General features: G+C 49.8%; 18 protein-coding genes. 2 read left to right on the forward strand and 16 right to left on the reverse strand.

What is annotated here, in order from left to right; genetic code table 11:
- Window positions 1–15: 15 nt before the first annotated feature.
- The 16 genes from CBE68_RS13455 to CBE68_RS13525 are packed head-to-tail and all read right to left on the reverse strand — an operon-like array spanning window position 16 to window position 21,940.
- Window positions 16–3,438, reverse strand: coding sequence for an eCIS core domain-containing protein (locus CBE68_RS13455; protein WP_087506618.1), 3,423 nt, complete (start codon window positions 3,436–3,438; stop codon window positions 16–18).
- The gene (locus CBE68_RS13460; RefSeq protein WP_087506619.1) at window positions 3,438–4,817 is read right to left on the reverse strand and encodes an ATP-binding protein; all 1,380 of its coding nucleotides are present in this window, start codon (window positions 4,815–4,817) and stop codon (window positions 3,438–3,440) included. Before CBE68_RS13460 ends, CBE68_RS13455 begins: the two co-directional genes overlap by 1 nt.
- Window positions 4,784–6,355, reverse strand: coding sequence for a contractile injection system tape measure protein (locus CBE68_RS13465; protein WP_087506620.1), 1,572 nt, complete (start codon window positions 6,353–6,355; stop codon window positions 4,784–4,786). Before CBE68_RS13465 ends, CBE68_RS13460 begins: the two co-directional genes overlap by 34 nt.
- Window positions 6,342–9,035 (reverse strand): hypothetical protein, encoded by a 2,694-nt coding sequence (locus CBE68_RS13470; protein WP_087506621.1) that lies wholly within the window; start codon window positions 9,033–9,035, stop codon window positions 6,342–6,344. Before CBE68_RS13470 ends, CBE68_RS13465 begins: the two co-directional genes overlap by 14 nt.
- Window positions 9,032–11,593 (reverse strand): YegP family protein, encoded by a 2,562-nt coding sequence (locus CBE68_RS13475; RefSeq protein WP_087506622.1) that lies wholly within the window; start codon window positions 11,591–11,593, stop codon window positions 9,032–9,034. Before CBE68_RS13475 ends, CBE68_RS13470 begins: the two co-directional genes overlap by 4 nt.
- Window positions 11,586–14,744: a baseplate J/gp47 family protein gene (locus CBE68_RS13480; protein WP_143824565.1), complete on the reverse strand. Its 3,159-nt coding sequence runs from the start codon at window positions 14,742–14,744 to the stop codon at window positions 11,586–11,588. The genes CBE68_RS13475 and CBE68_RS13480 overlap by 8 nt, the downstream gene beginning before the upstream one ends.
- Before the next feature lie 12 nt (window positions 14,745–14,756).
- On the reverse strand, window positions 14,757–15,176 hold the full coding sequence (locus tag CBE68_RS13485; RefSeq protein ID WP_087506624.1) for a GPW/gp25 family protein: 420 nt from the start codon (window positions 15,174–15,176) through the stop codon (window positions 14,757–14,759).
- 5 nt (window positions 15,177–15,181) lie between these two features.
- The gene (locus CBE68_RS13490; protein ID WP_087506625.1) at window positions 15,182–15,460 is read right to left on the reverse strand and encodes a PAAR domain-containing protein; all 279 of its coding nucleotides are present in this window, start codon (window positions 15,458–15,460) and stop codon (window positions 15,182–15,184) included.
- A 9-nt stretch (window positions 15,461–15,469) separates the two neighbouring features.
- On the reverse strand, window positions 15,470–17,182 hold the full coding sequence (vgrG, locus tag CBE68_RS13495) for a type VI secretion system tip protein VgrG (RefSeq protein ID WP_087506626.1): 1,713 nt from the start codon (window positions 17,180–17,182) through the stop codon (window positions 15,470–15,472).
- The gene (locus tag CBE68_RS13500; protein ID WP_087506627.1) at window positions 17,179–17,844 is read right to left on the reverse strand and encodes a CIS tube protein; all 666 of its coding nucleotides are present in this window, start codon (window positions 17,842–17,844) and stop codon (window positions 17,179–17,181) included. The genes vgrG and CBE68_RS13500 overlap by 4 nt, the downstream gene beginning before the upstream one ends.
- 2 nt (window positions 17,845–17,846) lie before the next feature.
- Window positions 17,847–18,008, reverse strand: a complete 162-nt coding sequence (locus CBE68_RS18855; protein ID WP_188708271.1) for a DUF5908 family protein — start codon at window positions 18,006–18,008, stop codon at window positions 17,847–17,849.
- 1 nt (window position 18,009) lies between these two features.
- The gene (locus CBE68_RS13505) at window positions 18,010–18,453 is read right to left on the reverse strand and encodes a phage tail protein (RefSeq protein WP_087506628.1); all 444 of its coding nucleotides are present in this window, start codon (window positions 18,451–18,453) and stop codon (window positions 18,010–18,012) included.
- 17 nt (window positions 18,454–18,470) lie between these two features.
- Complete coding sequence (locus CBE68_RS13510) at window positions 18,471–18,905, reverse strand: phage tail protein (RefSeq protein ID WP_087506629.1); 435 nt, start codon at window positions 18,903–18,905, stop codon at window positions 18,471–18,473.
- 24 nt (window positions 18,906–18,929) lie between these two features.
- On the reverse strand, window positions 18,930–20,339 hold the full coding sequence (locus tag CBE68_RS13515; RefSeq protein ID WP_087506630.1) for a phage tail sheath family protein: 1,410 nt from the start codon (window positions 20,337–20,339) through the stop codon (window positions 18,930–18,932).
- Window positions 20,340–20,351: 12 nt separating this feature from the next.
- A complete protein-coding gene (locus CBE68_RS13520; protein ID WP_087506631.1) occupies window positions 20,352–21,353 on the reverse strand; it encodes a hypothetical protein in 1,002 nt (333 codons plus the stop codon).
- Window positions 21,354–21,358: 5 nt separating this feature from the next.
- On the reverse strand, window positions 21,359–21,940 hold the full coding sequence (locus CBE68_RS13525; protein WP_087506632.1) for a DUF4255 domain-containing protein: 582 nt from the start codon (window positions 21,938–21,940) through the stop codon (window positions 21,359–21,361).
- Window positions 21,941–22,330: 390 nt separating this feature from the next.
- Between CBE68_RS13525 and CBE68_RS13535 the strand changes: the two genes are divergently transcribed.
- Window positions 22,331–22,723, forward strand: coding sequence for a MerC domain-containing protein (locus CBE68_RS13535; protein WP_087506634.1), 393 nt, complete (start codon window positions 22,331–22,333; stop codon window positions 22,721–22,723).
- Window positions 22,711–24,045 (forward strand): dihydroorotase, encoded by a 1,335-nt coding sequence (locus CBE68_RS13540; protein ID WP_087506635.1) that lies wholly within the window; start codon window positions 22,711–22,713, stop codon window positions 24,043–24,045. The genes CBE68_RS13535 and CBE68_RS13540 overlap by 13 nt, the downstream gene beginning before the upstream one ends.
- The last annotated feature ends 23 nt before the right edge of the window (window positions 24,046–24,068 follow it).

Consider the following 24,068-nt stretch of genomic DNA (forward strand, 5'->3'; position numbering starts at 1 on the left):
TTGATTTTGCGGCGACTACGCGGCTCTTTGCGCGCTGCCTCGCAAACCAACTAGCCAACGTTTGAGTGGGTTCCAAAATGCCAAGTGAATGCTATTGCCGCTTTTGGTGTGCATTTCTCGCGATAGCGGGATAAAGGTTTGGTCGTTGTTGGCGCCAAAGTCCAATGGCAGCATATGGTGGATTTCGGTTTGCTCACCGATGCGACTATCCCACGCCTCATATAAATCGTTAACTCGGTACTTGTCTGGGTGGTTTTCAAATGCTCGCAGCATATTGGCTTTGCGTTTCGCTTGCCTGCCGTAGTGACGTTTCTCATCATCATTAAACAAGCTGTAAATAAAGCGCCACTTGCGAGTGCCGCCTTGCAGGCCTTTCTTTGTCCCGGGCAGCAACCAGCCTTTGATAATCAAGCCTTGGATCTTGCCATCTTCACTATTGACGCCGCGCCACCAATCTCGTTTATGACGGCCAAATGCGCGACGATGACCGTTATAGGTTGCTGCTTCTTCTGGGTTGGCGCTATCGACAATGCCTTTTATCCGTAGCGGTGGCTTATAGTCTTCATTGACTTCCGAAATGGTGTAGCGAATCTGTTGCTGGCGGCCGAGGTTTTGGATCTGTTGTTTGCCATTTTGCTTAAATCGCGCTTTGCTCAAGGTAATGCTGTTGCCACTGTAGATGCTCTGACGCATGTCGCCGGATTTGCGGCTACGTGAGTAGTTAGCGATCTGCACCGTATTGCTGCTATCGAGAATATCAATTTGATCGGGCAGGGCATTAACAGCCTGACTTGCTGGCGCGTTAGCCGTTGGTACTTGGGTATCTTGCTCGCCTTCAGGGTTAATTCGGCCATACACCCACCAACGGTTGTTGCGTACTCTGGGCTCTAATTGTTTGAATCCGAAACGTAGTTTTATCGCCATTAAGGCTTTGTTAATCACTGCTTCGCCGAGCCGGCCGCGAGGCAGGCGAGTAATCAGTCGCTTGGCAGCGGCTAACCCCATCCGTAGTTTTGCCGCAGGATCTTTGGGTAGCTTGGTTTGCAATACTTTGGTTTGCGATAATGTGGCGCCTAGACTTTTTGCTTTATTGACTAGCCAACGCACTGCCTTATCCATCATCCGGTCAACGGGAGCCCGCAACTTTGTGATGATGGCGCCAATCGATTTTGAAATATTACCCAAGCCGAGCAAGCGTGCGAGAAAACTAATCACCAATGTCAGACTTTTGGCGAGCGATTGTTCTACTTTACGAGCGGCGGGTTTGATGTGGCCAGATGCGATGGCAAACATCGAACTGAGCAGTGATTTTGCGACTTGGATAATGCCCCGCAAGCGCTGCACAAAGAACATGATGGTGTTGTAAATGGCGAGGATTGCTTGGACAAAAGCGCCAGCCGGATTAATCATCGATAGCAACCGAACAATGGCTGCCTGTACGATTCGCACTTTGATGAAATGAATGATCTGCCCTAACACCCGCTGTTTTAAGTTCACCACGCCTTGTTTTAGTTTTTGCCATAGGGCGATTGGTCCTTGAGTGACGATTGCCCGAGCCCACGCCACGCCACGTTCTAATAACGCCACCTTGGGCTCTCCGATAGCCGCCACTAATTTGCGCCGTATCGCTTGCCAGGTAACGCCCAATACACTCAGAACAAACTTAGTGATTTCTTTCAATGAAAAGGATTTCGGTAGCGCAATGCCAGCACCACTGAGCGTACCGGTCAACCAGCCTAATAGCGCTCCTCGTAAATGACGGACAATGTTACCAGCGAATCGTTGTAACCCTCGTTTAGCGGCACGCGCTAGGTTTTTAAAGAAATGAAGCGGGTGGCGGATAATAAAGCGAAGTGCTTTGCCGGCTCGTTTTAAGTAGGGCATTAATTTAGGGGCGACCACCGAAAAAATAATCAGCAGTAGTTGATAGACCTGATTTCTTGCCCAACCGACAAAATGCCCCACAAAACCGACAAATGCTTGGCCAATGCGTTTAAAAGCGCCGAACACAGTGAGTAAATCGGCCAACTTCAGAGCACCGATAGCAGCTTGGATTATCCGTGGTATTGCGCTGACAAAACGCTTCAGCCCGACTAAGGTAGTCTGGAACCATTGCCAAGCGCGCCCAATGGCGTTGGCTTTTTTGATGTTTTGCCACACCTGTTGCTGACCAATTAAGGTCATAAAACCACCCAACACGGTTTCTGCATTGCGCGTTACTTTGGCACTGGTAATTGGATTTTTGCCCAGTACTGCACAGAGCAAATCCCAACCGCGAGTTTTAGCGGCAAACTTTGCTAGCGGCGCCAGCAGCGTTTGCTTGATCGTTTGCTGAATGGTTGTGATTAGGCTGCCAACATAATTGACCACCCGAAATACCGGTTCGGCGAACATGCGCTTGGCTTGCAGCCATACGCCAGAGAGATTAAAGATGTCGCGCCAACTCAGTCGGTCGAGAAATGCCAACAATTGCGAGCGCATTCGCTGAGCGCTAAGTCCTAATGCCGTGAGACGCGCGCTCAACCAGATAGCGACTTTGTTGATCAGGCCATGACTTTCTAGCACTTGAGTGAGCAAGTGGCCCCCGGGCGCCATTTCAAGTACCGCTTTGAGTCTGGTTGGTGCGTTGCTACTGGTGCGTGTCATGGTGATCGGATTGAAACCCACTAACAGGGTCAGCATTCGAAAACCGGGGATATGGTAGGCCTTGCTGGCGAAGTAGTTTATTGCATCACTTACACCGAGACGTTGGATGCTGTCGGATCGCTGCTGGACTACGGCCATTGGTGGCTTGTTGCTATTTGGCAACTTGCTGGTAGCGCCCTGTTGAATGCTATGGGTGAGCTCGTGAGCAATGAGTCGTTTGCCCTGTTCAGACTCGGGTTGGAACTGGTTTTCGGCAAAAAATACATGATTGCGCCAGGCAAATGCACGGGCGCTCAGCTGTTTGTTCAGGCGGTTTGCGGCGCCATCGGTGTGGATCCGTATGGCAGAAAAATCAACGCCGAACCGCGGCTCCATGAACTGGCGCACTTTGTTGGGTAACGGCTGCCCGCCATGATTGGCTGATGCTAACTCGGCACTAATGTGTTGCTGTTGTTCTGGGGCCAACGAATTGGAGGATTGGCCATTCAGTGGACTAGCTTGGCGCTGTAGCAATGAGCTTTGGGATATTGTCCCGCGAGCAGGGGAGCTGTCGATGGTTGCTGGTCTGGCTGGCACCTGCTGGCTCGATTGCGCCATGCGCATGACTTTGTCTGCGGTCTGATCGGCTTCTTGTTCATCGGCATCTTGTGGCTTTGAGAGCTGAATTGATTTCAGCGCAACAGCAACGGGCTTACTTTTCAATCCTGCTTGATCAGCGGCAGCGCGCAGTAGCCTTGGATTTTGCTGCAGCGGTGCTCGAGTCGCGGAGCGGGCTACTTTGGCGCTATCCATTAGATACGCCTGCCTTGTTTGATAAACTCGCGCTTGATGCCTTGTTCAATATCGGCCTGACAGATGCGCGTTGTTTGCTTGCTGATTGCATGTAGGCTGCAGTGGCGCACGACGTTCATGATGGTGCCGCCGGAAATTTCATAGCGATCAGCAAGGCGGCTAAAGTCGACATCATCGCTAAAATCCACTTTGCTGGAGAAACCTTGTTGCCACAGTAATTGCCGTTCTGGTGCCGCGGGCATGGAAAAAGCGATGATATTTTGAAAGCGGCGAATGAATGCTTCATCGATATTGTTTTTAAGGTTTGAAGCCAAGATCACCACGCCATCAAATTCTTCAATCCGTTGCAGAAGGTAACTGACTTCCTGATTGGCGTAGCGATCACGGCTGTCTTCGACTTGAGTGCGTTTACCAAACAGGGCGTCTGCTTCATCAAAGAACAATATCCAGTTTTTGTTGGCGGCGGTGTCAAAAATACGGGCGAGGTTTTTTTCCGTTTCGCCAATGTATTTGCTGATCAATAAGCTGAGATCGATCTTGTAGACCTCGCGCTCACAGTATTGCCCCAGCAAACAAGCCGATAGGGTTTTGCCGGTGCCCGGTGGGCCATAAAATAACGCGGTGTAGCCCGGCGATAACCGATCTTCCATTTGCCAATCAGTCATCAGCACTTGGTGGTACTTCACCCAATCGGCGATTTCTTGTAGTTGCACTCTGATGGCATTGGGCAACACCAGTTGTTGCCAAGAGCGTTGGGTACTGATGCGTTTGGCCGGAAAGTCACGGCTAAAGGCAGGTTTAAATGCACTGCCGCTCGTTAGCCAATCGAGCATTTCTTTGCTGATCGTTAATGCCTGGCTGGTCCATGGTTCTAACGGCCCTAGCGAGTTGGCTTGGATGATGTCCTGCCGAAATAGCAAGGCGTCCGGTTGCAGCTTGGGCTGCACGGTAAAGCGCTCATCAAGCGCGTCACCAGCGAGGACGAATAATGCGGTTTCAATGGTCGGTAGAAAACCGCCGTGACTTTGTGATTGCAAGCCGCCAAATTCGGTATGACCGCGGTCGGTATGTTTGTTACGGGAAAACAACACATCGAGCATTTGCGGGCGGATGTAGGGCGTCAGTACGAGCGCTAAAATCAGCCGTTCAGCGGCTTGTAGCTGATGCTTATCGATCAACTGTTGCAAGTTTGAACGGGCAGGCAAATCTGGTGGTTTAGCTTTATCAAAGCGAAAATGTAATGGTTCATCATCGCTGTAAAAATAGGCGTGCAGGCGTGCCTCCAACACCTGCGCGAGCCAATGTAACTCGCGCTCTAGGGCATCAGCGTTGACGGTCGCTATGGTTACCAGGTTATCTGGATTGGCTGCGGCATCCATTTCAACCTCACATGTGACAGAGCGAAGGGCAAGTAATCGAGCAACATATCGGCGCCCTGACGTTCAATAACCAGTTGCCAAAATCCGTGATCGTCGGACTCCCCACACCATCGCAATAAGCCCTGACGCGCCAGAAAGGTTTGTTGCACACCTTGTATCGATGAGCTTTTCAATGCTGACCAGTGGCTTAGTAGGCTAAGCAGCAAGGTGTCGAGTTCATTCATCAACGCGGCATCTATTGCTTGCTCCGGGGCCATAAGCCAGTCATCGGGTTTCAAACCAACTAGCACTTTAATGAATGTTAGTTGTTGTTCTTGGAATTGATGTTGACCGCAAGCTAAATAGCCTAAGGCTTGCGCAGCCAAGGGGATGGCCTTGGATCGCAATCGCTGGTTGTGAGCAAGCCAATCGCAACGAGCGAATAAATGGGGCAGATAGGAATACAACAAGATGACACCAGCGTACGGCACTCGTAGGGTGGGTGCCGTACGGTCTTCAGCCTTGGGTTCGGCCAATGCAGGAGATTTGGTTTGCCCTGTATGCTGTTCGGCGCCCTTAGTTTTGCCGGTTCTATTCATCACAGCCACAAGATCGGTTAGATAATCTTGCTCGCCTTGGGAGTGACATATTTCTCGCAACAGTTGCTCGGTTTGCTCGACGGAGACATTGAACCAATCAATCGCAAATTGAGAACATTGGCCTATGGGTTTGGTCATAGCGGCGAGTAACAAAACACGTTGGCTGTTGGTGAGTGATTCGGCGCTGTTAATGCGCTGCCAAACTTTTTTTGGTGTTACATCTTGAGAAGAATCGCGGCGTTCGGTGCCACTGGCAATTAAGTCGAGGAGAGCGTCAATCGCTTCATCGCTTCGAGCTGAAATGAGCAACTCGCTAAGACGAATGCGGCTGGGCCAATCAGGATGATAGTCGAGCAGATGGACAAGGGTTTGTTTGAGTTCCGATGATGGCAGTGCAGGTAACAATTGCTCTGGTTTGTCTTGTTCGCAATCGGCGAACCAAGGCAAACAACCATATTGTAAATCGTGGCTGATAATCGCCTGGGCACGATTTTCTGGACTTAGCTCAGTTGGCCTTGTGGCGTTAGCATGTTGCAGACTGGCTTGGTCCTCAGTGACTAGTCGGTTTGAGTTCGCTGCCGCAGTGTTATTCCTTGCCGCCTGATTAACCGGAGCCCAAACTGTGGAGTGAAGTGATGCTGTTGGCTGCTGCGATGACACTGATAAAAGCGCTTCAGTAAGACTATTGGTCAGTTCCCTAGTAAACGCCTGTTTGTCACGCAATTGGTTTGCCGATAAGTTGAGGGCAACATCCAGCTTAGCTAAGTAATGCCATTGGTTTGGGTCAAATTGATGCTTGCTACTGGTGGTGCCTAACACATCATTGATGACCGCCTCCAAGGCATTTTGAATGCCACCAATTCGAGACTGCAGCTCGGCACGCAGATGTAATGCTGCCCGCTCATCAGCCGCAGCAGCATGCATTTTGACGCGACGAATATGATGATTAAAGGCCGCCAAAGCGTCCTCCAAAATTAGCCGCTAGGTTAGTTTTTACCGGTGAGTCGTTGAGCTCTGCGATACCCGATGTCAATTTCGCGATGGCCGCTGTGTTTCCTTCTAACGCCGCAGATCGTGCAATGATCCGAGCAACAGCAACATTACTATTGGTACCTGCCATCGATGTTTCAGTGGCGCTGTAATCGGCCAACTCGACGATACTTTCTGCCATGGATTCTTGCGCTTTGGCCTTTTTGTCTTGCCATTTCGCCTTTTCTTGGTCGCTACTGGCGACTTTCATGCGATCGTCATAAGTGGCGATTTGGGTTTCCAATGCCACCATGTTGTTCGCCAGCGCTTCGGCAAATACATCACCAATGGGGTTGTCGATAACCGGACTGCTACTATCGGCAACGTATAGATCGCGAACAATGCCCAGCGAGTTTTGTAAGGCATCGGCGTAAACCGTTTGAAACTGGAATTTATCGGCAATCTGAGTTTCAACAGTTTGGTTGAAATCATTAAACTTGCGCTCAAACGACAGCTCCAATGATGGTTGTACTTGGATACCGGGAATAGGAATGGCTTGAAATGGCGGGTCGAACTTGGGTAATTCGGGTGTCACCACTTGCTCTTCAACCGGTTCAATGTAATGGCATAAATGGCCGGAACCAACGACGTTGCCGCTGTTGTTGTAAACCATCACAAAGGTTCCTCCGGCCGGCACACCGCCGGAATGCTGCAATCCAGGGTGTCTGTCAACAAACTTGCTTAGCAAATGCTGCTCTGCTTGCTGTTTGTCCTGCTCGTTATTGATGCGATCGAGCCAATCAAGCCAAAACGGCGTGCGATTGCCAATCAATTGATCAAACTGGGTGGGGAAATGGGTGGTTGATACTTTCGCTAAATCGTTCTTGAACAAACCGCTGGTTTGCACTAAATCAGCGATATCACTGTTTAAACTGGCGCGTTCTTGAGTATTAAGGGTCGGCTTCTTTAACAGACTAACACTGTTTTTTGCGACTCGATGAATGAGCTCATGGCGCTGATTGGCTAGCCCTTTGACATCGCTGACATCGCCATCACGGATGGTGTCATTGTCGGCTTGGCGGATCACTTCATCACGGAAGTTCTTACTAAATATTGAAACATCTGCGAGTTGGTCGGACAAATCGCGACGCAACAAATACTCAAAGTCGCGTAAGCCGTTGGCCGGTCGAACTATCGGCCCAAGCACTTGGCGATAACTACCTTCGATCAAAACGCCAGTGACATTAAAAGGTAACTGATGCTGCCTGATTAGTTTTCGTAGCGCCGATGTGGTGCTGGTGTAGTTTTTCCCTAGAACGCCTTCAATACGATAAAAATCGACTCCTTGCTGGTTTCTAAGTAATGGCTTATCGGCTCCGCCGAGGGGACGATTTTGGCCAGCATGGTAACCCAATAAATAGCGGTTACGCTGGCACTTGTTGGCGGTCAGATCCCAGTGCTGGAAAACACGTGGGTGATAATAACCTGGCACACTTGGTTGGCTGGCGCTTGATGGGGTAATTCTCAGCGAGCTGATATGGCCCCAGCCAAACTGGTTTAGCAATGCTGATAGTTTGTTCAGCAAAAATTTAACCTGCTCTAATCCGTCTGGCCGTAACGCGGGCGATGGACAAAAACCACTTCTGGGGTTATCACTGTTGCTTGTTGCGTCAGTTGGCACCGGGCCATCGTTGTTGTCGAATGACAAATAGCCCAACAGCAAATGTTTGGCGCCAGCTCCGGGGCTCATTAGTTCGCCCGGAGCAGCCAAGGCAAGGGCATCTAAGAGGTTATTCCAAGTAAGCGACAAGTCTTGCAGAAATTCGTAATAGTACTGTAACCGGAGAGTTTCACTGGCGGCTTTGCTTTCGATGGCTGTGAGTCTGTTAACCCAGCCGGTTGTTGGATTGCCGTCAATGTGGCGTTGCAACAAAGGCTGCATTACTTTCCAACATATCGAAAAGTTCTGCTTCAACTCAGTAACCACAACATTTGCTGCATTGCGGATGGCATCAAACCATTCGCTTTGAGTGCTCAGGCTAGGGCTGATGGTTATTGTTGGCAGGTAGCTGCGGGTTAGGGCATCCAACTCAAGGTGATTCACCGGAAAATCGGCCAGCAACTGGTTGGCATATTTAGCAGGGGTCGCTAACAGCCGAGTTTCACTGGTATAGGTACTGCTGCTGTTATCGCAATTGGTGCCAGTGCAAAGGCTTGGTTGGTCGATATAGGTTTCAGCAAATAGCACAAACAACCACTCAGCTAAATCGTCGATTTTGTCCATTAATGGCGCTGCGTCATCGTCCTTGCTGTCTTCACTCACCAACTGCCAAAGTTGAATGCGCTCGCCATCGTGGCGAAACGGCTCATAATTTGGCGCTTGCTCAGGGTACTTTTTAATGCGGTTGAAGCGACTGCTATTGACGTTGACTAGCAGATCGCCGTCACCGGTAATCGCCAACCCTCTAGTCAACAGCAATCGGTCGTCTTGCAGACTCAAATTCATGCCTTCGACTATGCCGACACCTGTCAGCGTAGTGCGGGTCAAGCGATTGTGATCGTCTAGGTATGTCGACAAGCTATTCAATTGCTGGTCAGTCAGCACCTGATCATCGACGAAAACGGTGTACTGCTGAGCTACTTTCTCAAGGCTGCGATGTATGCTGGTCATAGTGACTCCTTGAAGGTACCCAGTGCGGTTCGACCAAGGACAAAGCCCGTGTCCTCGGATTCGCAGGTGTGGAGTGGTTGCTGAGGGTAAACGTTATTGAGCGCGCAGATGGCATCGATCAATGCTTGTTTTCTGTCATCTGCATCTGTGGTTGTGGCGCCATGTAAAATGGCCAACCAGTCGTGATATGCCTTCTCTATTTGCGCCATATCGTCTTTGTCGACCCAGCAAACCCGGGGCATGATGTGAGCTGGTACTTCACTGCGAATCACCGTTTCGCAATAGCGGCGAAATTCCATACTGGCGAAGCGAGCACCGTAGGCTGGTAGGATGATATGTATTTGATAGCTGTATGGTTCGTTCGATTCAATCGCATGGTCATCTGTAGCTATTGCTAATTGTGGCTCGTCATCGCGCTTGGGTATTAACCAACTGTGCTCAATCAGGTACATGCCTTCATCGCTGTAATTTACGGTTAGGTAGTCGACCACTTCTTCAATCGCGGCACGGGCAAGCTGTTCGCTGGTGAAATACTCAATACGGCGCGCAATGACCTCGCCCTGGTCATCAATGATATTGAAGTAAAAACGCCCATCTTTGCTGGTTGCAATCTGGTAGTGAGATGGCAACGATCCGAACAGAATGGTCTGGCGCATTTCGGCTTTAGCTGCAGCCTTGCTGTCGTATCGAGTGCTGCTTGATAACAATATGGCGCCGCTATCGCGATTGCGGATCCGAAAGCGATATTCATCATCAGGCGTGGTGTCGAGTTCGGCGTATATATCATAGGCGACATCGCCCAGGTTTCGTCTGTTGCTGTTAGCGATGCCTAATAAACGACACAACCTTAGTTCCAACCCTGACACGTTGTTGGTGTTCCAGTACTGGTTACGCTGGCTGATGTCATGGCCCAGACCGCGATCACGAGACGACCAAGTGATGGTTTGGTAAAGCTGACTTTTGTACCGCAGCGTTGCCCGTGGCGCCAAGCCAAAAGCATTGAGCATTGCTGTGGTGAGGTCGGTTAGATCTTCACCAAACCGAGCGACCATGAAATCCATCAAGCGGTTGCGTCGATCCAAATCGACTGTTTCATTGGTCAGTACTGAATCTAGCTTTGCGGTGGCCGTTGGGTCATCACCCAACAATAGTTGCCAGTTCGCCACCGACTTCGCAACAAAGCTAAAATAACTTCGTTCTTGGGCTGTCTCAGGCGACAGCAAATCATTCAGATGCGAAGCTTGCGCTAGGATGCTAATAGCAAGTTGATCAAACAGCGTTAGGTAACCGCTAAGTTGCAATGCTTGGGCCTTGCGCAGCTCAGATGCTTGGTTACTCAAACCGGCGTCACTGAGTCCATAAACTGCAGGAAGATCTCTCGACACGCTGTGATAACTGCGAAGTCCAGTGCTGTTGCCAACGGGCGACTGTAGTTGCAAAGCCATCACCTGCTCGCGTCGTTGCCGACCTGACTTGAGTTGTGACTTGTAGTCAGCAAGCGCGCGTTCTTTATCATAATGTGCTGGTAGGCCGCGACGGAGCAAAGTTAAGTGACTCGCTTGCGCCTTGAACTGCGCTTTTTTGTTGTCCGTTACTGCAACTTGCCATCGGTCTGCCAATGGTTGCTTTTGGCCGTCGGGATTGATCACCAAATCATGAACTGCGACAACATCGTCCAGTTGCATGATCAGGGTGATAAGGTCTGATAAGTACAGCGTTCGGCCGAGCCGAGTTTCGGCCACAGATTGACTGTCGACGAAGCCATGCGATAGTCGAGGGCCATTAAACAGTGCGTCGGCCCAATCTTGTTGTTGCAACTGCTGCTGGTCACTTCGAATATCAATAGGTGGTTGCACATAGTTGTGTACCGCCAACATGATGGCAACGTACACATCATTGGCATCGGCGTGCGGGGATATTTCAATGTCACCACAAATGATGAAGTTTTGTTTGCCGACAAGTTTCAGCGGCGCAAACCATTCGCATAAATTACGTTGCCGGTTCAGAGCCTGTTCGACCTGCTCAATAACTTGCTTCTTGGCTTGGGCATTGAGTCCTTCTGTCAATTCGAGGGTAACTTGATAGCCACCTTTAATCGTTAACGCTCGGACATCGGAGCCTTGCTGCGCTTTGACCGTTATCCGATTGTTGTCCGTGTTGAGATACAAATAATTTGGCGCCGGCGCTATCCATGCATTTTCCACCCCGGGAATATCGATTAAGTATTTGCGGTAATCGAGTTCGGTAAGTGGCGCGCAGGTGAGTACTTCGTCGGCGGCGGGGAAGTGGCTTAGCAATCTGTGGTTTTTGGCCTCGTTGTTATCGTCTGGGATATCATCGACCAAAACATCACTGATATCCGCTTGCAGTCGGTAACTTACCTCGGTCAATAAGTAACATAAGACTTCAAGTAACGTGACGCCCGGATCATGCTTGTTGTAGTCGGTCCAGACCTCACCACTGAGGGCAATAATGTGCTCAATGCTTTGGTTAAACAAATGACTAGCATCAAGTGGCGTGTCGCTAAGCTGTTGTGGATCGATCCTCGGTTTAGTCACGGCCCACCTCGGTGATTACATGTTGCTCGCTACTGGTTAGGATCTGCAGCGGTGAGGTGACCGATATGCTTGCTTGATCTGCGGACCATTCGGCACCATCAAGGCTTGCTCTGAGTTCGACGTCAGTGATGAACTCAACATAATGCTGCTGTTCAATAAAGTGCATCACCGTTGATTTGTGGATCTGGCCGCCGAACTGTGGCTGCGGTGAATCGCCAGCTGCCGATGAATTAGTTAGCCATGGTGATAACAAGTGTTGTATGGCGTTCTGCAATTGATCGCGGTAATAGTTGAATTCCAACCCGGCAGTGAATCGAACCTTGAAGCGTAGCTGAAGTTGCAGATACAACGGATTGACAACGTGAATCGTGGTTTGCATTGACGTTCGTTGGCTGAGCAATGCTTTGGCGTTTGCTATCGTCAACTGGTCGGCTTTCGGACGGTATGGATCTTGGGCGTTGTTGGAAGCCCGCGGTACCAAAACCACAGTGATATCGCCTGGGCTATGAAAATGACCATGGTCACCAACAACGCGAGCATGAGGAATCGCCTTGACGCGGTGAACATTAGCAAAAGCTTGCAATGTCAGGCGCTCAATATCATCAATGGTTAATGCGCGATCCTTATGTTTAAGCCGCTCGGCAACGCGAGTGGCGAAATCTGCAGCCGATTCGGCTGCGGCGCCAGCATAGCCATCAAACGGGTGCTGCACGGTTTTTACTTGTTGGCCTCCAAGCTTAAACTGACCGATCGTGCCAGCGAGCAAGGCGTCATAGTCTGTTCGATTGGCACTGTTTTGGACCACCACTTCGATGGCGTTGGCATAGATACCTCGTAACAAGTTAATCGCTGCCACGTCGTCATTGGTTGCTACTTTTAACCAGATTAAACCCGTTGGCATCAGGCTGTTAGTTGTGGTCGCATTGGTGGGAATCAGCAATTTCACTAAACCACTGCGCAGCAGCCCTTTGCTGCGGTCAAACACTAACTGCTGCTGATTGAGCAATTGCCAGTAGTTGTCGCACAGCACTGACCATTGAAGAGTGGCCGCAGGCAAGTTGGGGTCGGCGCTGCCATCGACAAGTTGAAAAAGCAGTTGGCAGCTTTGTCCTGCAGCCAGATTAGACAATCCTATAAGCAGTGCACCTTGCTCTTGATGCTCGGGAAATAGTGGTACCCGTCGTTCGCTAACAAAGGAAAGCTGCGCTCGTTGATAACTGTGTTCTGGGCGCTGGCCAAAACAATCGATATGGAACAGTTTCAATTCATCGTTGGCAAAGTCATCGGCATTGATGCTGCTAACTGTTACTTCGTTGCTGTAGGCCTGATAGTCGATGCTGATGCTGCTGAGCTCTGGGGTATAGGGCTCGTTAATCATCACGGTTTTTTTGTTGTCATTGGCGGCGATGACATTTTTGACGTAGGCGTTACGGAACGTTTGATGAAAGAAATCTTGCTTTAGTGTCAGTATTAAATTGGCCGATTGGACCGTGTCATTCGCTTCGATCTTGAACGTTCGTTGTTGCCGCTTGCTTGATTGCTTGTTGCGCTGATCCTCACCAAGCGGTTGGTAGCTCGGTTTTATCCTACTCAGGGAGTTAAAACGCTGCTGCGACCAATGACTATTGTGACTGCCGAGCTGTTTGGCAAGCTTTGCTTCACTGCTGCTCTTAGCTTTGGCTGGCTGTGACTCGAGCAAGTCGATGCGTTGCGGTAGGGCAGCATTGTGATGTTGGAATAGCGGCTGTTCACTGGCTGCCAACAGCCGCTTGTCATGATCGATAGCAGCGGCATCAGCGCCAAAGTAGCTGTTGCTGATTTTCGGCATAGTGACGTATTTGTCATAGTTCGCGTAGTGCTCATGGAGCGATTGCGGTGGGCTCTTCCAATTCAGGTGCAAGGTTAATTTCCGTAGCCGCTTGCTAAAAACCTCATCGCTGTCGATGGTACAAGTTGCACCACTTTTTGGTTGTGGGCCAAAAGGAAAGAAACTAGCGGTTGGGTCCACTACGCCGGTATCTGATTTAATCTGAAGCTGTTTAACGCCTGTTACCGAAACATCCAACTTCACCCAATGAATAAACTGTTGCAATAGGTGCCGGCGCCAGTGACGAGAAGCATCTGGATTAACTAGTAACTGAATGACGGGCTGTTGCGTGTTGAGTTGCAGGCCATGTGATTGTTGCTGATAGGCGCTAATGGCATGGTCTTCGTTGGTTAGTGTGCAAGTGACAGTCAGTCGCTGGCCATTGAGCTGACCATTGACCAATTGCGGTACCGTCCAGCCGTTCATTGTGGTTAACGACACTGCGAATAAATCATCAACAGTGGTTTCATCGGCGCTAATCGCTGCGCTCAATTGCAGCGTCAGAGTAATGCTGCGATGTCCTTCCCGCAGCCACAACAGCGGTGATGACAAAGCCAAACCAAACTCGCCAATTGGCAATTGTTTGTGGCCAAAGCCGGGCCATTTTTGATTGGCGCTGCCGAAGTCTGTGCCCAAGCCGTCGGCAGAGTTAGCGATTGGTGCCACTCTGATGACACCCGGCTCATCCGCATGGTGGTATTGACTGCGTATGTCGACAACTTGAGCTTGATTGATGACGCTATCTTCAATTGGCTCGACATTGATTTCGGAGCCATCTTGGCGTTTACCAGCAGTAAGCAAATCATTGCTGGTGACCAATTGCGATGGCGCTTGTTTTTTTAACCCAAGCACCACATGGGCCCGAGTAGCATGGGCAGGCTTAGGTTTGAAACGGAGAACTTGCTGGTAATAGTGGCTCAGGTACTTTTGTTTCAGCTGGTTTAGCTCGGCCTGAGGCCCTTGCTGAAGCGCATTGATAAAAGCGTCAAACAAAGCCAAGTGCGGTGGAACGTGACCTCGTTGTTGGTTTAGCCATTGCTCACTTTGGCCATCGCGATAGGGAAAAAAGTCCTGCCAATTGCCGTCGGCGACCTTGCTATTATGCTGGTAGAAACTGACATCAGCGGCCAGTTGCTTCACCAAGCTAAATAATGCTTCTTTGTCTCGTTCATCAAAGCCTACGTAATCATCTTTTAGTGCCGCGGGCAGCCGTTGTGACTGACTACGTCCCTGTTGCGGCAGGGTTAACTGAGCCATCGATAAATCTGATTTATGGTTGCTCATGGGCTGGTTCCGTTACACTTTCGGGCTGACTTCGGTGCCGTCGGTTAAGTAGTAGGGGTAGACCAGATTAAAACGCGAGTTGCTAGCCCTGATTTGATAGTCGAGACTGAGAATTAATTTGCCCTCGTTGAGGTTGCTATCGTCCAGTGTTAACTGCAGCACCTTGATCCGTGGTTCGTGGATGAGCAGGGTTCGGACAATGCGATCTTTGAGTAAATTTCTCGCCGTGCTATTGGGCGATTCAAACAATTGAGATTGCATGTCGAGGCCGTACTCAGGCACTAAAAACCGTTCACCGGCGTTGGTAGCCAACAAGATGCGCAAACTTTGCTCAATGTCTTGTTCGCCTTCAACCAATGAGACTTGACCACTTGCGCGGGAAAAATTTGGTGGGAATTGCCAGCCTTTCCCCAGAAACCCTTGGTTACTCATGAGCGTTACCCTATTTGCACTGTCAGTTCACCGACCACAACGGTTGCACCACAAACGCAGCTATCGCCGGCGCGGATTGCAGGTACGCCGCCGATTAATACTGAACTACTGGCGGCAATAAAGGGGCTGACGGTTGGTTGATGAATGTGAGGGGGAAGGCCACAGACGTGTTTATCGCCGAGTACAGCAGCAGGTCGCCCTGCGATTAATACCGTGGCGTTGCCGGGGCCGATAACTGTGCCGCCGTGATTTGTTGTATCGCCAATCCTTGCTGCGCTGGGCATTTGTTTCTCCTAGTTGATTTTCACCAAGGAACCTTTGACTGTCGCTACTGCCGAAGTGGTTAAGTCTGCACCAGCAGCACCTTCGGCTTTAAAATTGGCTGACGCCGCCATCGAAATATTAGTGGCTTGAATGTCAATATCGCCGCTTGCTGTCAGTTTGATATCGCCTTCGCTGGTCAGCGTCATGCCGTCACCACTTAGCTTGACGCTGTTGCCATGTTCATCACTCAACAACAGTTCATCGCCTTCATCATTGAGCAGTAGCTTTTTGTCGTTTGTGGTGATCAGCTCGATTTGTTGCAAGTCATCATCCAAGCGTATTTGCAGGCCACTGCGGCTTTTGAATAACTTGATATGATTATCGTCACTGGGCTGTGCGGGTGCTGGGTGGGCAGAGCTGTGGAGCATGCCGAGGATGACAGCTCTTCTGGGATCTTGTTGAATAAAGCCGACGATGACCTCATCACCAACTTCGGGGCGGAGCATCAAACCACGGTCATCGCCAGCATCTAAAGCGCCAACACGGGCCCAAATGCCCTCTGCGTCATTATCGAGGATAGGTAACCTGATTTTGACTCGGAACTCGCCATCCGGATCGTCATTGCTAATGACAATGCCGATCATCAAGCCTGCGACTTCGGGCAATGGCGCCGCAGGTGCAGGGCGGCTGATGCCACCGATCTGAAAATGGCTACGCCAGCCATTGATGGTATCCATTTCATGACGCACGCCAGTGACCAAGGCTTTGCCGTTAAAAGCGCTACTCAATCCCGAAAGCTGGACACAATCGCCGGGCAACACTTGCGCCAACCCTAGTGTTTTGATGCTGCCAGTCACACGATTTAGTTCGGCTTCAAGTTGGCTCGCATTCGCCCATTGGCGACTTTCTTCGCTACGCTCGGTGCTTTGGCGCAGCACCTTCTGTGGACTACCCATGCTTGCGGCTAACTGACTTGGGCTGCTGTTGCCTGGTGTTGTCTCTAGCTGTGACGTGCCGTTCTCGACAACTACTTGTTGTTCGCTTGGATCCCAAAAGCGGGCTTGATGACTGCTTGCTTGTTGGCGCGCATCGGTGGCCAGATCGGCTGCCAATAACGTTGCTCCGAATTGCAAATGACACGTTGGATCAGCGGACAAGTCGGCTTTGCTGTAGAGCAGACGGTCGCCCCGAGTCAAAACTAAAAGACCATTAGCGCAAGCTCGCTGTAGGCAAAATTGCCAATCGCTGCTGTCGCTTTGCACCATGTGCAAGTGAGTAAAGGTAGTGGCTTCAACTTGCACATTGAGGCCATGCTCATTGAGCACCTGTTCAATGATGTCACTGTCGCGTTGCGATTCAAAATAGCGGCCTTGTTGGCTGAGGGTGGCTTTTATGGCCTGATGCTTACAAGTGATAATGAGTTGCGGCGCTGACCCTTCTGTTATCTTAATTTTGTGGCCGATCACCAAACCGGCAAATAGCATCTGCTGCTGTGCTGAGGGACCAGCAAAAATCTCGATCCGGCTGCCGATGCTAAACAGGTTTTGCTCGATCAGTTGGAATTGACCAGTCGCTGCCGCGCCATCCTGATAGACCAATTTCGCCGAGGCGATCTTATTGGCAATCGCGCTAACCGATGCGCTCAATAATTGCTGGCTGCGCGGCACCTGTTGGCCGTTTACTTTAACGCTGAACTCCCGGTGTTCAGCGCCGATTGGTAACGTCCGAGCAGACTTCGTCATGACTGCTCCATTGGCGGGAAGCGCAATTGGGTACCGGGTTTGATCTGACGAAAACTGGTGAGGCCGTTAAATCTCGCTACTTGCGGGTAAACCAGCGCGTTGCCATAGATTTGCTGGCACAGGGCGGGGAGTGAGTCACCAGCTTTGAATATTCGCAAGTGAGTGAGGTCGGGTGATTGATCTTGCGCCAATGCGACACGGTTAGTGTCATCAGAGTTGTCAGTAAAAGTCGCACTGATCAGCGCGCGCAATGGCTCGCCACTGGGTTTAAACAGCTTATAGGTGATCGACGCCGATTTAAGTACACAGCGCCTGACTTGCATGTTGCCCCAAGCGATAATGAGATAGTTCGGGCGGTGAATATCACCGTTATAACCAGTGGTTTGTTGAAATGCTTCGACTTGCTGTTGAACGTCAACTAACTGGCCATTGGAACCTGTGCCATCAATAAAAAAGTTAACACTCAAATCGCTAGGCTTAATTTGCTTAAACTCCATGCGGCTAGCGGTGGTGCCGCTGCCCTGAGCTGAGTCGTATTCCATTTCGTAAGCCAGAGTTAACTCACTGGGGTTCACATAAGCATGAAACTCAGCCAGCACCGGTCCGTTATAATCGGCCTGGGTGTAAGCCAGGACTTTTAATTTTTCTAATTGCCCAGCCATGGTTAAGGCTCTTCCCGCTGTTGCAGCAATTCCATTACTTGCTCAACGCACTCAGCGACGATCTGCTGTTTGTTTTGTAGTTCAGTTGGTCGCCCGCTGGCACCGCCACTTTGGTGGTTGTCAACTTGGATACTTATGACGACTTCATCAATTAATAGCGGCATATCAGGTCCGGGTGATTGAGAAAGTTTGATAGAAAAACTGCAGTGACTCGACAACGATGCTATTGCTGGTGGCCGATAGATCAGTCACTGCCCATTTCACCGGGTAAGCATTCGTTAAATGCCAAGTGAGCAATGGTTCATGCTCTTCGTTGAGTAATTTGATATCCATGTCACGAGGGGTAATGCTGAAGTTCTCAATGCAATCGCGTACCCACACGACCAGTTCCGAATGCTTCAGCAAACCACGCTTGAGCGTCAGTTCAGGGTGTTTGGCCGTGACTGGATACTTTTGCACAAAGCGGTTTTGGCCACCCTCGGCCACTTCCTCAGTGACCAATTCTTCACTGAGTCCGGCAACATCAGAAAAACGGGCGTCGATCGAATCGCCAAAGCCACCGATCTCGACCTTAAAGTGAAAACCAACGGGTGGGTAATAAACGCTCATTGTCGTCACCAGCTGAGCTAATCGTTTTGTAGCTCTAGCCCTTCGTGGGCTAGCTCAATCGATTCGATAGCCACCTCATTGCCCGATGCTTTTAATCCCGGCCCTTCTACTTTGACCGGAAAGGCATTGTGGATTTTCCAGTTCATCACCGGCACGTGTTCTTCATTAAGCAACGAAATGACTAAGTCACGACGCTCAACGGTATGCATCTTGACCGTATTCAGCCAATTGAAAAACTGGTTGTCGCCGGCAATGATGCCGCGTTTGAGAGTGACGTTGCTGTACTTTTTCAAACCCGGCATCTTGATGGTGGAATACTCTGGGAACGAACCATCGCGATACTCGATGGCCTGAACTTCTTGATTCAGACCAGCCACTTCAGAGAAGCCAATACGGAGACCGCCCCACTGAACTACAAAATGAAAAACGGGCAACGGATATAATTCAGACATAAGTTTTGCTCCTTATCACCGGGTTCAAGAGTTTTGTAGTTTGTGAGAGAACTTGAGAATGATGAATTCAGCGGGCCGCACTACAGCCATGCCGATTTCGACATTCATTCGGCCTTCGAGAATGTCTTGGGCATTCATGGTGACGCCTAAGCCACAGCGAACGAAAAAGGCATCTTCAGGTTTGGCGCCAACCAGCGCGCCTTCGCGCCATTTTTGGGTGAGGTACGACTCAATCATGCCACGCACTTTGACCCAGGTATTGGCGTCATTGGGTTCAAACACGGCCCAGTCGGTCGATTTTTTGACCGACTCTTCGACCAGGTTGAAAAAGCGACGAACTGAAATGTAACGCCATTCATTGTCGTTCCCGGCGAGGGTACGAGCGCCCCAAATTAGCGTACCTTTGCCAGCAACGGCGCGAATTGCGTTGATTGATTTACCCGATCCAGCGTCGACGTTGAGTTCATCTTGATAGGGGGTGTCAATCTTGACAACGGGCTCAATAACGCCGACCAAACTAATGTTGGCCGGTGACTTCCATACTCCACGATTAAGGTCAACGGACGCATAGGCACCGGCAACCGAAGAGGAAGGCGGCAAGGTGACATAGGCTTCGGTGATTTTTTTCTTCACATAGTTAAAGGCAGCAGTGTTGCTCGTTTCGAGAGAGCCGAGAGTAACTTCGGATTCGGCGCCGATAGTAACTTTGACATTGCTGAGGTCCGCTTTGACCTTATGTAACATGGTGGTCTTAACAAACGGATAATAACTGGCGCCATACTTTAGGTGGTTGCTGCCAAAGTAACCGCGGTTGATACCCTGCGCATCGCTATCGAGTTTGCTGTTGCCCTGAAACACATCGAAAATCGCAAAGCGGTCTTGCAACACGCTGCATTGCAATAACATCGCCTGAACCAAGGCTTGGTAGTCGGTTGTTGTTAGCTTGGTCGCTTCTGGCACCACCAGCAACGTGGGCTCATCTTCGTTTTGAACCGCTTTGATACCGTCGAGCAAACCATACTTGGCGGTTACGTCGTCACTCTCATCACCCTCATTGTTTACCACTGGAGTGGTCTTGTGGGTACCAACTGAGACGATGTAGCACTTGCCTCCACCATTATCGAAGAACATCTTCATGGCGTACCAAAGGATGTAGCTAGGATCTGGCACAGAGAAGCTGCTGGTCACATAGCTGGTGCCGCTTGCGGTGATGCTGAGAGAGATATCATCGTAGGCGCAGTCACCAAAATACTGGTTGAACTCGGTCATGGAGCTAATTTTGGTTGGCTTTAAGATCAAATCATTCGCTGTGCTTTTGCTGGCTTTCTCGGTATAGCCGACGAAAGCGGGAATGGCCGTTTCGACTTCCGCCACCGATGGCGGAAAAACCGATATTTCCTCAACATATACGCCCGGGGTTTTGTAAGCAGGCATGGCTCAACTCTCCTAAGGTTTGGCTACATGAATAAAAAAATCCGACGTTATGCTGCTACTGCCTGGAGTCGGCAAACTGCTAATTAAAACGTCATCTCCTAGCTTTAACTGCAGCTTCTTGGGTCCCTGTTGACGTCGACTGACCGGCAATTGGGAGTGGAACAGCACCACCTTGGTGCCATTGGTTGTGAGTAAATCTGCTGACACATGTGCGTCTGTGAAGTCGTCAGCGTCTACTCGGGAAAACATGATTACTTGTCGTTGTTGCTCGTTGGCACCTGCGTCAGCAATGGTGAGCGCAGCGAAATCTTCTGCGAGATAATTGGACGCCAGCACGTAGTAGCTCAAGACATCATCTCGGGCATTAAAATGCAGCGCCATTGATGGTGCTGTTTGATAAAAATCTGCGGCAATGGTCAGCTCCAATAATGCGATTGCATTGGCAGGCATATCGGGCTGATAGCAGATGTTGTGGCTGACGGTTTGATCGTTATAGGTTTCTGACACGGTGTAACAGCCAGTGCCAAACTGTGTTAACAACAAACTGAAATCAGTGCTCTGATAACCATCGGTAATATGCTTGCTGACAATCGTTTGACCGCTATCTGATGCAAGCTTTAGCTGAATTGGTCGCTGCTCAAAAGTGAGGGAGAAATTGTAACGGCCGGGAACTTGCAAATATTGCTTTGGCGGGTTCAGTGAACTTGCGTCGTCATCGTTACGATAGACCGGCAAGTAGTTGCTGGCCTCAGGCAGTGCAGTGACCGCAGCAAAATGTGTTTGTGAAATACACAACCAAAACTGCAATACCTGATCGGCCATTGAGTGTCTTGGTAAATGTTCAGCCTGTTGCTCAAAGTAGATTTCGCTATGACCGCCATGACTAACTAGTTTATGGCAACAAGCGTCAAGGCTTCGCTGACTCTGTGGTGTCGGTTGCCACCATAAATCAGCACACGGTCCTTGGTAGTAGTCATGGCTAATCGGCAGCTCTAGTAGTTTGGCGTGAGTCATAGGCACTAACTCCTGTGCTCAGCAGAGTTAATATTGCTATGCACTGACAAAACCGGAGGGCCAATCGTTGCTAAGGCCTGATCATGCAGACTCACTAATCGTATTTTGTACATGACGCTGGGTAGGTGTTTACCACCCAAAAACGCCCATATTTGATTGAGTTGGTCGTAACTCAGTGATTGCAGATCAAGGCTGATGCGGGAAATTTGTTGGCTTAAGCCCGGATTCTGTTCGGCTCTAAAGACACTATGCGACTGAAAAAAGGTCATCAGCAATGACAAATACTTTAGTGCTTGGTCGTATTCAGTAAAGCGAGCAACCAGCATGACATAGAGGTTTAGTCGCAGCTCAGGGGGGAGCTTTACAGTCTTGCCGTTGACAAAACTGTTACTCGGAAGCTGTTGGCGAGCTGTTGCCTCTTGCTCCATGTTGAGCAAGGTGAGGGCGATGCTTTCTTTGCCGATGGCGTACTTGCCATTGTCATCAACCACTTGGCCAAGTTTGACGATATTGTCAGTAACACCGGTCTTGGCTTTCAAAAAGTCATTGGACTGATCGGCAATAAATTGCAGTGCTGTATCCAGCATTCTCGTTCCATTGATGGTTGTTATTTCGTTCTGATCAATCCACTTGACAGCAAAACAACACAAGAACAACAGGCACAGCTGATCGTGATGTCTATTGAGGCTAACAGAGGATTGTTGACCCCGCCAATTAAAAGCAGCGGAATTTTTTGTCGCGATAAGGGGAAACAGCCAACAGTACTATTGGTAATGGTTGCCTTTTGTTGGTTGTTGATTGAAGCATTGTGACGCGCGCAGCGCCCAATTTAAGGACTAGTGTTCAAACCGTTGGGTTAAAAAACACCCTCAAATTGACACTTGCACAAAAATGATATGTTGTAACATAATTGTTGGCTGTTTGATTATTAAGAATGACTCTCATTTTCATGTGATGAGTAATACGGAGAATCACATATGACTAGTAGGGCTCAGACGTTTGACGGCATTGCCATCGGCATTTCATTGTTGTGCGCGATTCATTGCGCCGCGCTGCCAATTGCGATGGCGCTCTTACCTGCGTTGGCTGGAACCATGCTTGCGGATGAATCATTTCATTTGATTTTGGTTGTTGGCATTTTACCGACCAGTGCCTACGCACTGGTCATGGGCTGCAGAAAGCATGGCCACTGGCAAGTGCTGAGTTGGGGGCTATCAGGTTTAGCGCTACTAATTCTGGCGTTGGCGATTGGCCATGACTTGCTTGGCGAATATGGCGAAAAAGGCATGACTTTACTGGGGTCTTCGTTGGTGGCAATCGGTCACATAAAAAATTACCGTCTTTGTCGGAGTAAAGCATGCGTCAGCTAGTGATTAAGAATGCTCGTATCGTCAATGAAGGTCTGATAACCGAAGGTGACGTAAAAATTGATGGCGAGCGAATTGCCAAAATTGCATCGTCAATTTCAGTGCCGGCGACAGCGCAAGTCATTGATGCTAATGGTGCGGTATTGATGCCAGGGATGATCGATGACCAAGTGCATTTTCGCGAGCCTGGGATGACCCACAAGGGCACCATTGCCAGTGAATCACGAGCGGCAGTGGCTGGCGGTATTACCAGTTACATGGAAATGCCAAACGTTAAACCTTCCACCACCACCATTCCTGCGCTTGAGCAAAAACATGCCATCGCGGCGCAATCATCATTGGCCAACTATTCGTTTTATCTAGGCGCTTCGCTCGACAATTTAGATCAAATTAAGCAAGTCGACCCCAGCAAAGTTTGTGGTGTTAAAGTCTTTATGGGCGCTTCAACCGGCGATTTGTTAGTCGATCAACCGGATGTGTTAGAAGACATTTTCCGCGAATGCCCAGTGCTGATTGCCACTCACTGTGAGAATGGTGCAGTGATCGCTGATAATTTAGCGAGGGTACTGCAAACCAATAACGAACTGACAATTGACCACCACCCGATCATTCGAGATGCTGAGTCCTGTTATCAATCGTCGTCCTTTGCGGTCAATTTAGCCAAGCGTCACGGTACCCAGCTCAATGTGTTGCACATCACCACGGCGCGCGAATTAGAATTGTTTGAGCCTGGGTCAGTGGTTGGTAAATCGATTACTGCAGAAGCCTGCGTTCATCACTTGTGGTTTTCAAAACGAGATTATGCCCAACGAGGCAACCTGATTAAGTGTAATCCGGCGATAAAAGCAGAGAGCGACCGTTTGGCGATCCTACAGGCCATTCGTGATCAACGAATTGATATCATTGCCACCGATCATGCGCCTCATACTTGGGTCGAGAAGCAGCAAGCCTATGCTCAAGCACCAGCCGGTTTACCTTTGGTTCAACATGCACTGCTAACTTTGTTTGAGCAAGTAAAACGTGGCCAGTTGACGCTTGCGCAAGTGGTCGAGAAAACAGCGCATAACCCTGCGCTCCGATACCAAGTTGCAGAGCGTGGTTTCATTCGCGAGGGCTATTTTGCTGATTTGGCGTTGATTGACCCCAATCAAGGAACGTCGGTTACTCACCGAAATACCAACTACTTGTGCCAATGGTCGCCATTTGATGGGGTCGATTTTTCAGCGAAAGTAATGGCAACTTTAGTTAATGGCCAACAGGTTTACGATGGCTCACAAACGATAGCCAGTGCTGCGATAGGACAAGCCCTGAAATTTGATCGTTAGCAGCAAAGGTCGGTACAGTGATC

It is taken from the genome of Neiella marina, from assembly GCF_002165625.1.
GTDB lineage: Bacteria > Pseudomonadota > Gammaproteobacteria > Enterobacterales > Neiellaceae > Neiella > Neiella marina.

What these genes read in the sequence shown, in the direction of transcription:
- CBE68_RS13460 (WP_087506619.1), bottom strand. Translation starts at nt 4,817, where the DNA reads ATGGATGCCGCAGCCAATCCAGATAACCTGGTAACCATAGCGACCGTC.
- vgrG (WP_087506626.1), bottom strand. Translation starts at nt 17,182, where the DNA reads ATGACGAAGTCTGCTCGGACGTTACCAATCGGCGCTGAACACCGGGAG.
- CBE68_RS13485 (WP_087506624.1), bottom strand. Translation starts at nt 15,176, where the DNA reads ATGAGTAACCAAGGGTTTCTGGGGAAAGGCTGGCAATTCCCACCAAAT.
- CBE68_RS13455 (WP_087506618.1), bottom strand. Translation starts at nt 3,438, where the DNA reads ATGGATAGCGCCAAAGTAGCCCGCTCCGCGACTCGAGCACCGCTGCAG.
- CBE68_RS13535 (WP_087506634.1), top strand. Translation starts at nt 22,331, where the DNA reads ATGACTAGTAGGGCTCAGACGTTTGACGGCATTGCCATCGGCATTTCA.
- CBE68_RS13470 (WP_087506621.1), bottom strand. Translation starts at nt 9,035, where the DNA reads ATGACCAGCATACATCGCAGCCTTGAGAAAGTAGCTCAGCAGTACACC.
- CBE68_RS13540 (WP_087506635.1), top strand. Translation starts at nt 22,711, where the DNA reads ATGCGTCAGCTAGTGATTAAGAATGCTCGTATCGTCAATGAAGGTCTG.
- CBE68_RS13480 (WP_143824565.1), bottom strand. Translation starts at nt 14,744, where the DNA reads ATGAGCAACCATAAATCAGATTTATCGATGGCTCAGTTAACCCTGCCG.
- CBE68_RS13525 (WP_087506632.1), bottom strand. Translation starts at nt 21,940, where the DNA reads ATGCTGGATACAGCACTGCAATTTATTGCCGATCAGTCCAATGACTTT.
- CBE68_RS13515 (WP_087506630.1), bottom strand. Translation starts at nt 20,339, where the DNA reads ATGCCTGCTTACAAAACCCCGGGCGTATATGTTGAGGAAATATCGGTT.
- CBE68_RS13500 (WP_087506627.1), bottom strand. Translation starts at nt 17,844, where the DNA reads ATGGCTGGGCAATTAGAAAAATTAAAAGTCCTGGCTTACACCCAGGCC.
- CBE68_RS13520 (WP_087506631.1), bottom strand. Translation starts at nt 21,353, where the DNA reads ATGACTCACGCCAAACTACTAGAGCTGCCGATTAGCCATGACTACTAC.
- CBE68_RS13490 (WP_087506625.1), bottom strand. Translation starts at nt 15,460, where the DNA reads ATGCCCAGCGCAGCAAGGATTGGCGATACAACAAATCACGGCGGCACA.
- CBE68_RS13510 (WP_087506629.1), bottom strand. Translation starts at nt 18,905, where the DNA reads ATGTCTGAATTATATCCGTTGCCCGTTTTTCATTTTGTAGTTCAGTGG.
- CBE68_RS18855 (WP_188708271.1), bottom strand. Translation starts at nt 18,008, where the DNA reads ATGCCGCTATTAATTGATGAAGTCGTCATAAGTATCCAAGTTGACAAC.
- CBE68_RS13505 (WP_087506628.1), bottom strand. Translation starts at nt 18,453, where the DNA reads ATGAGCGTTTATTACCCACCCGTTGGTTTTCACTTTAAGGTCGAGATC.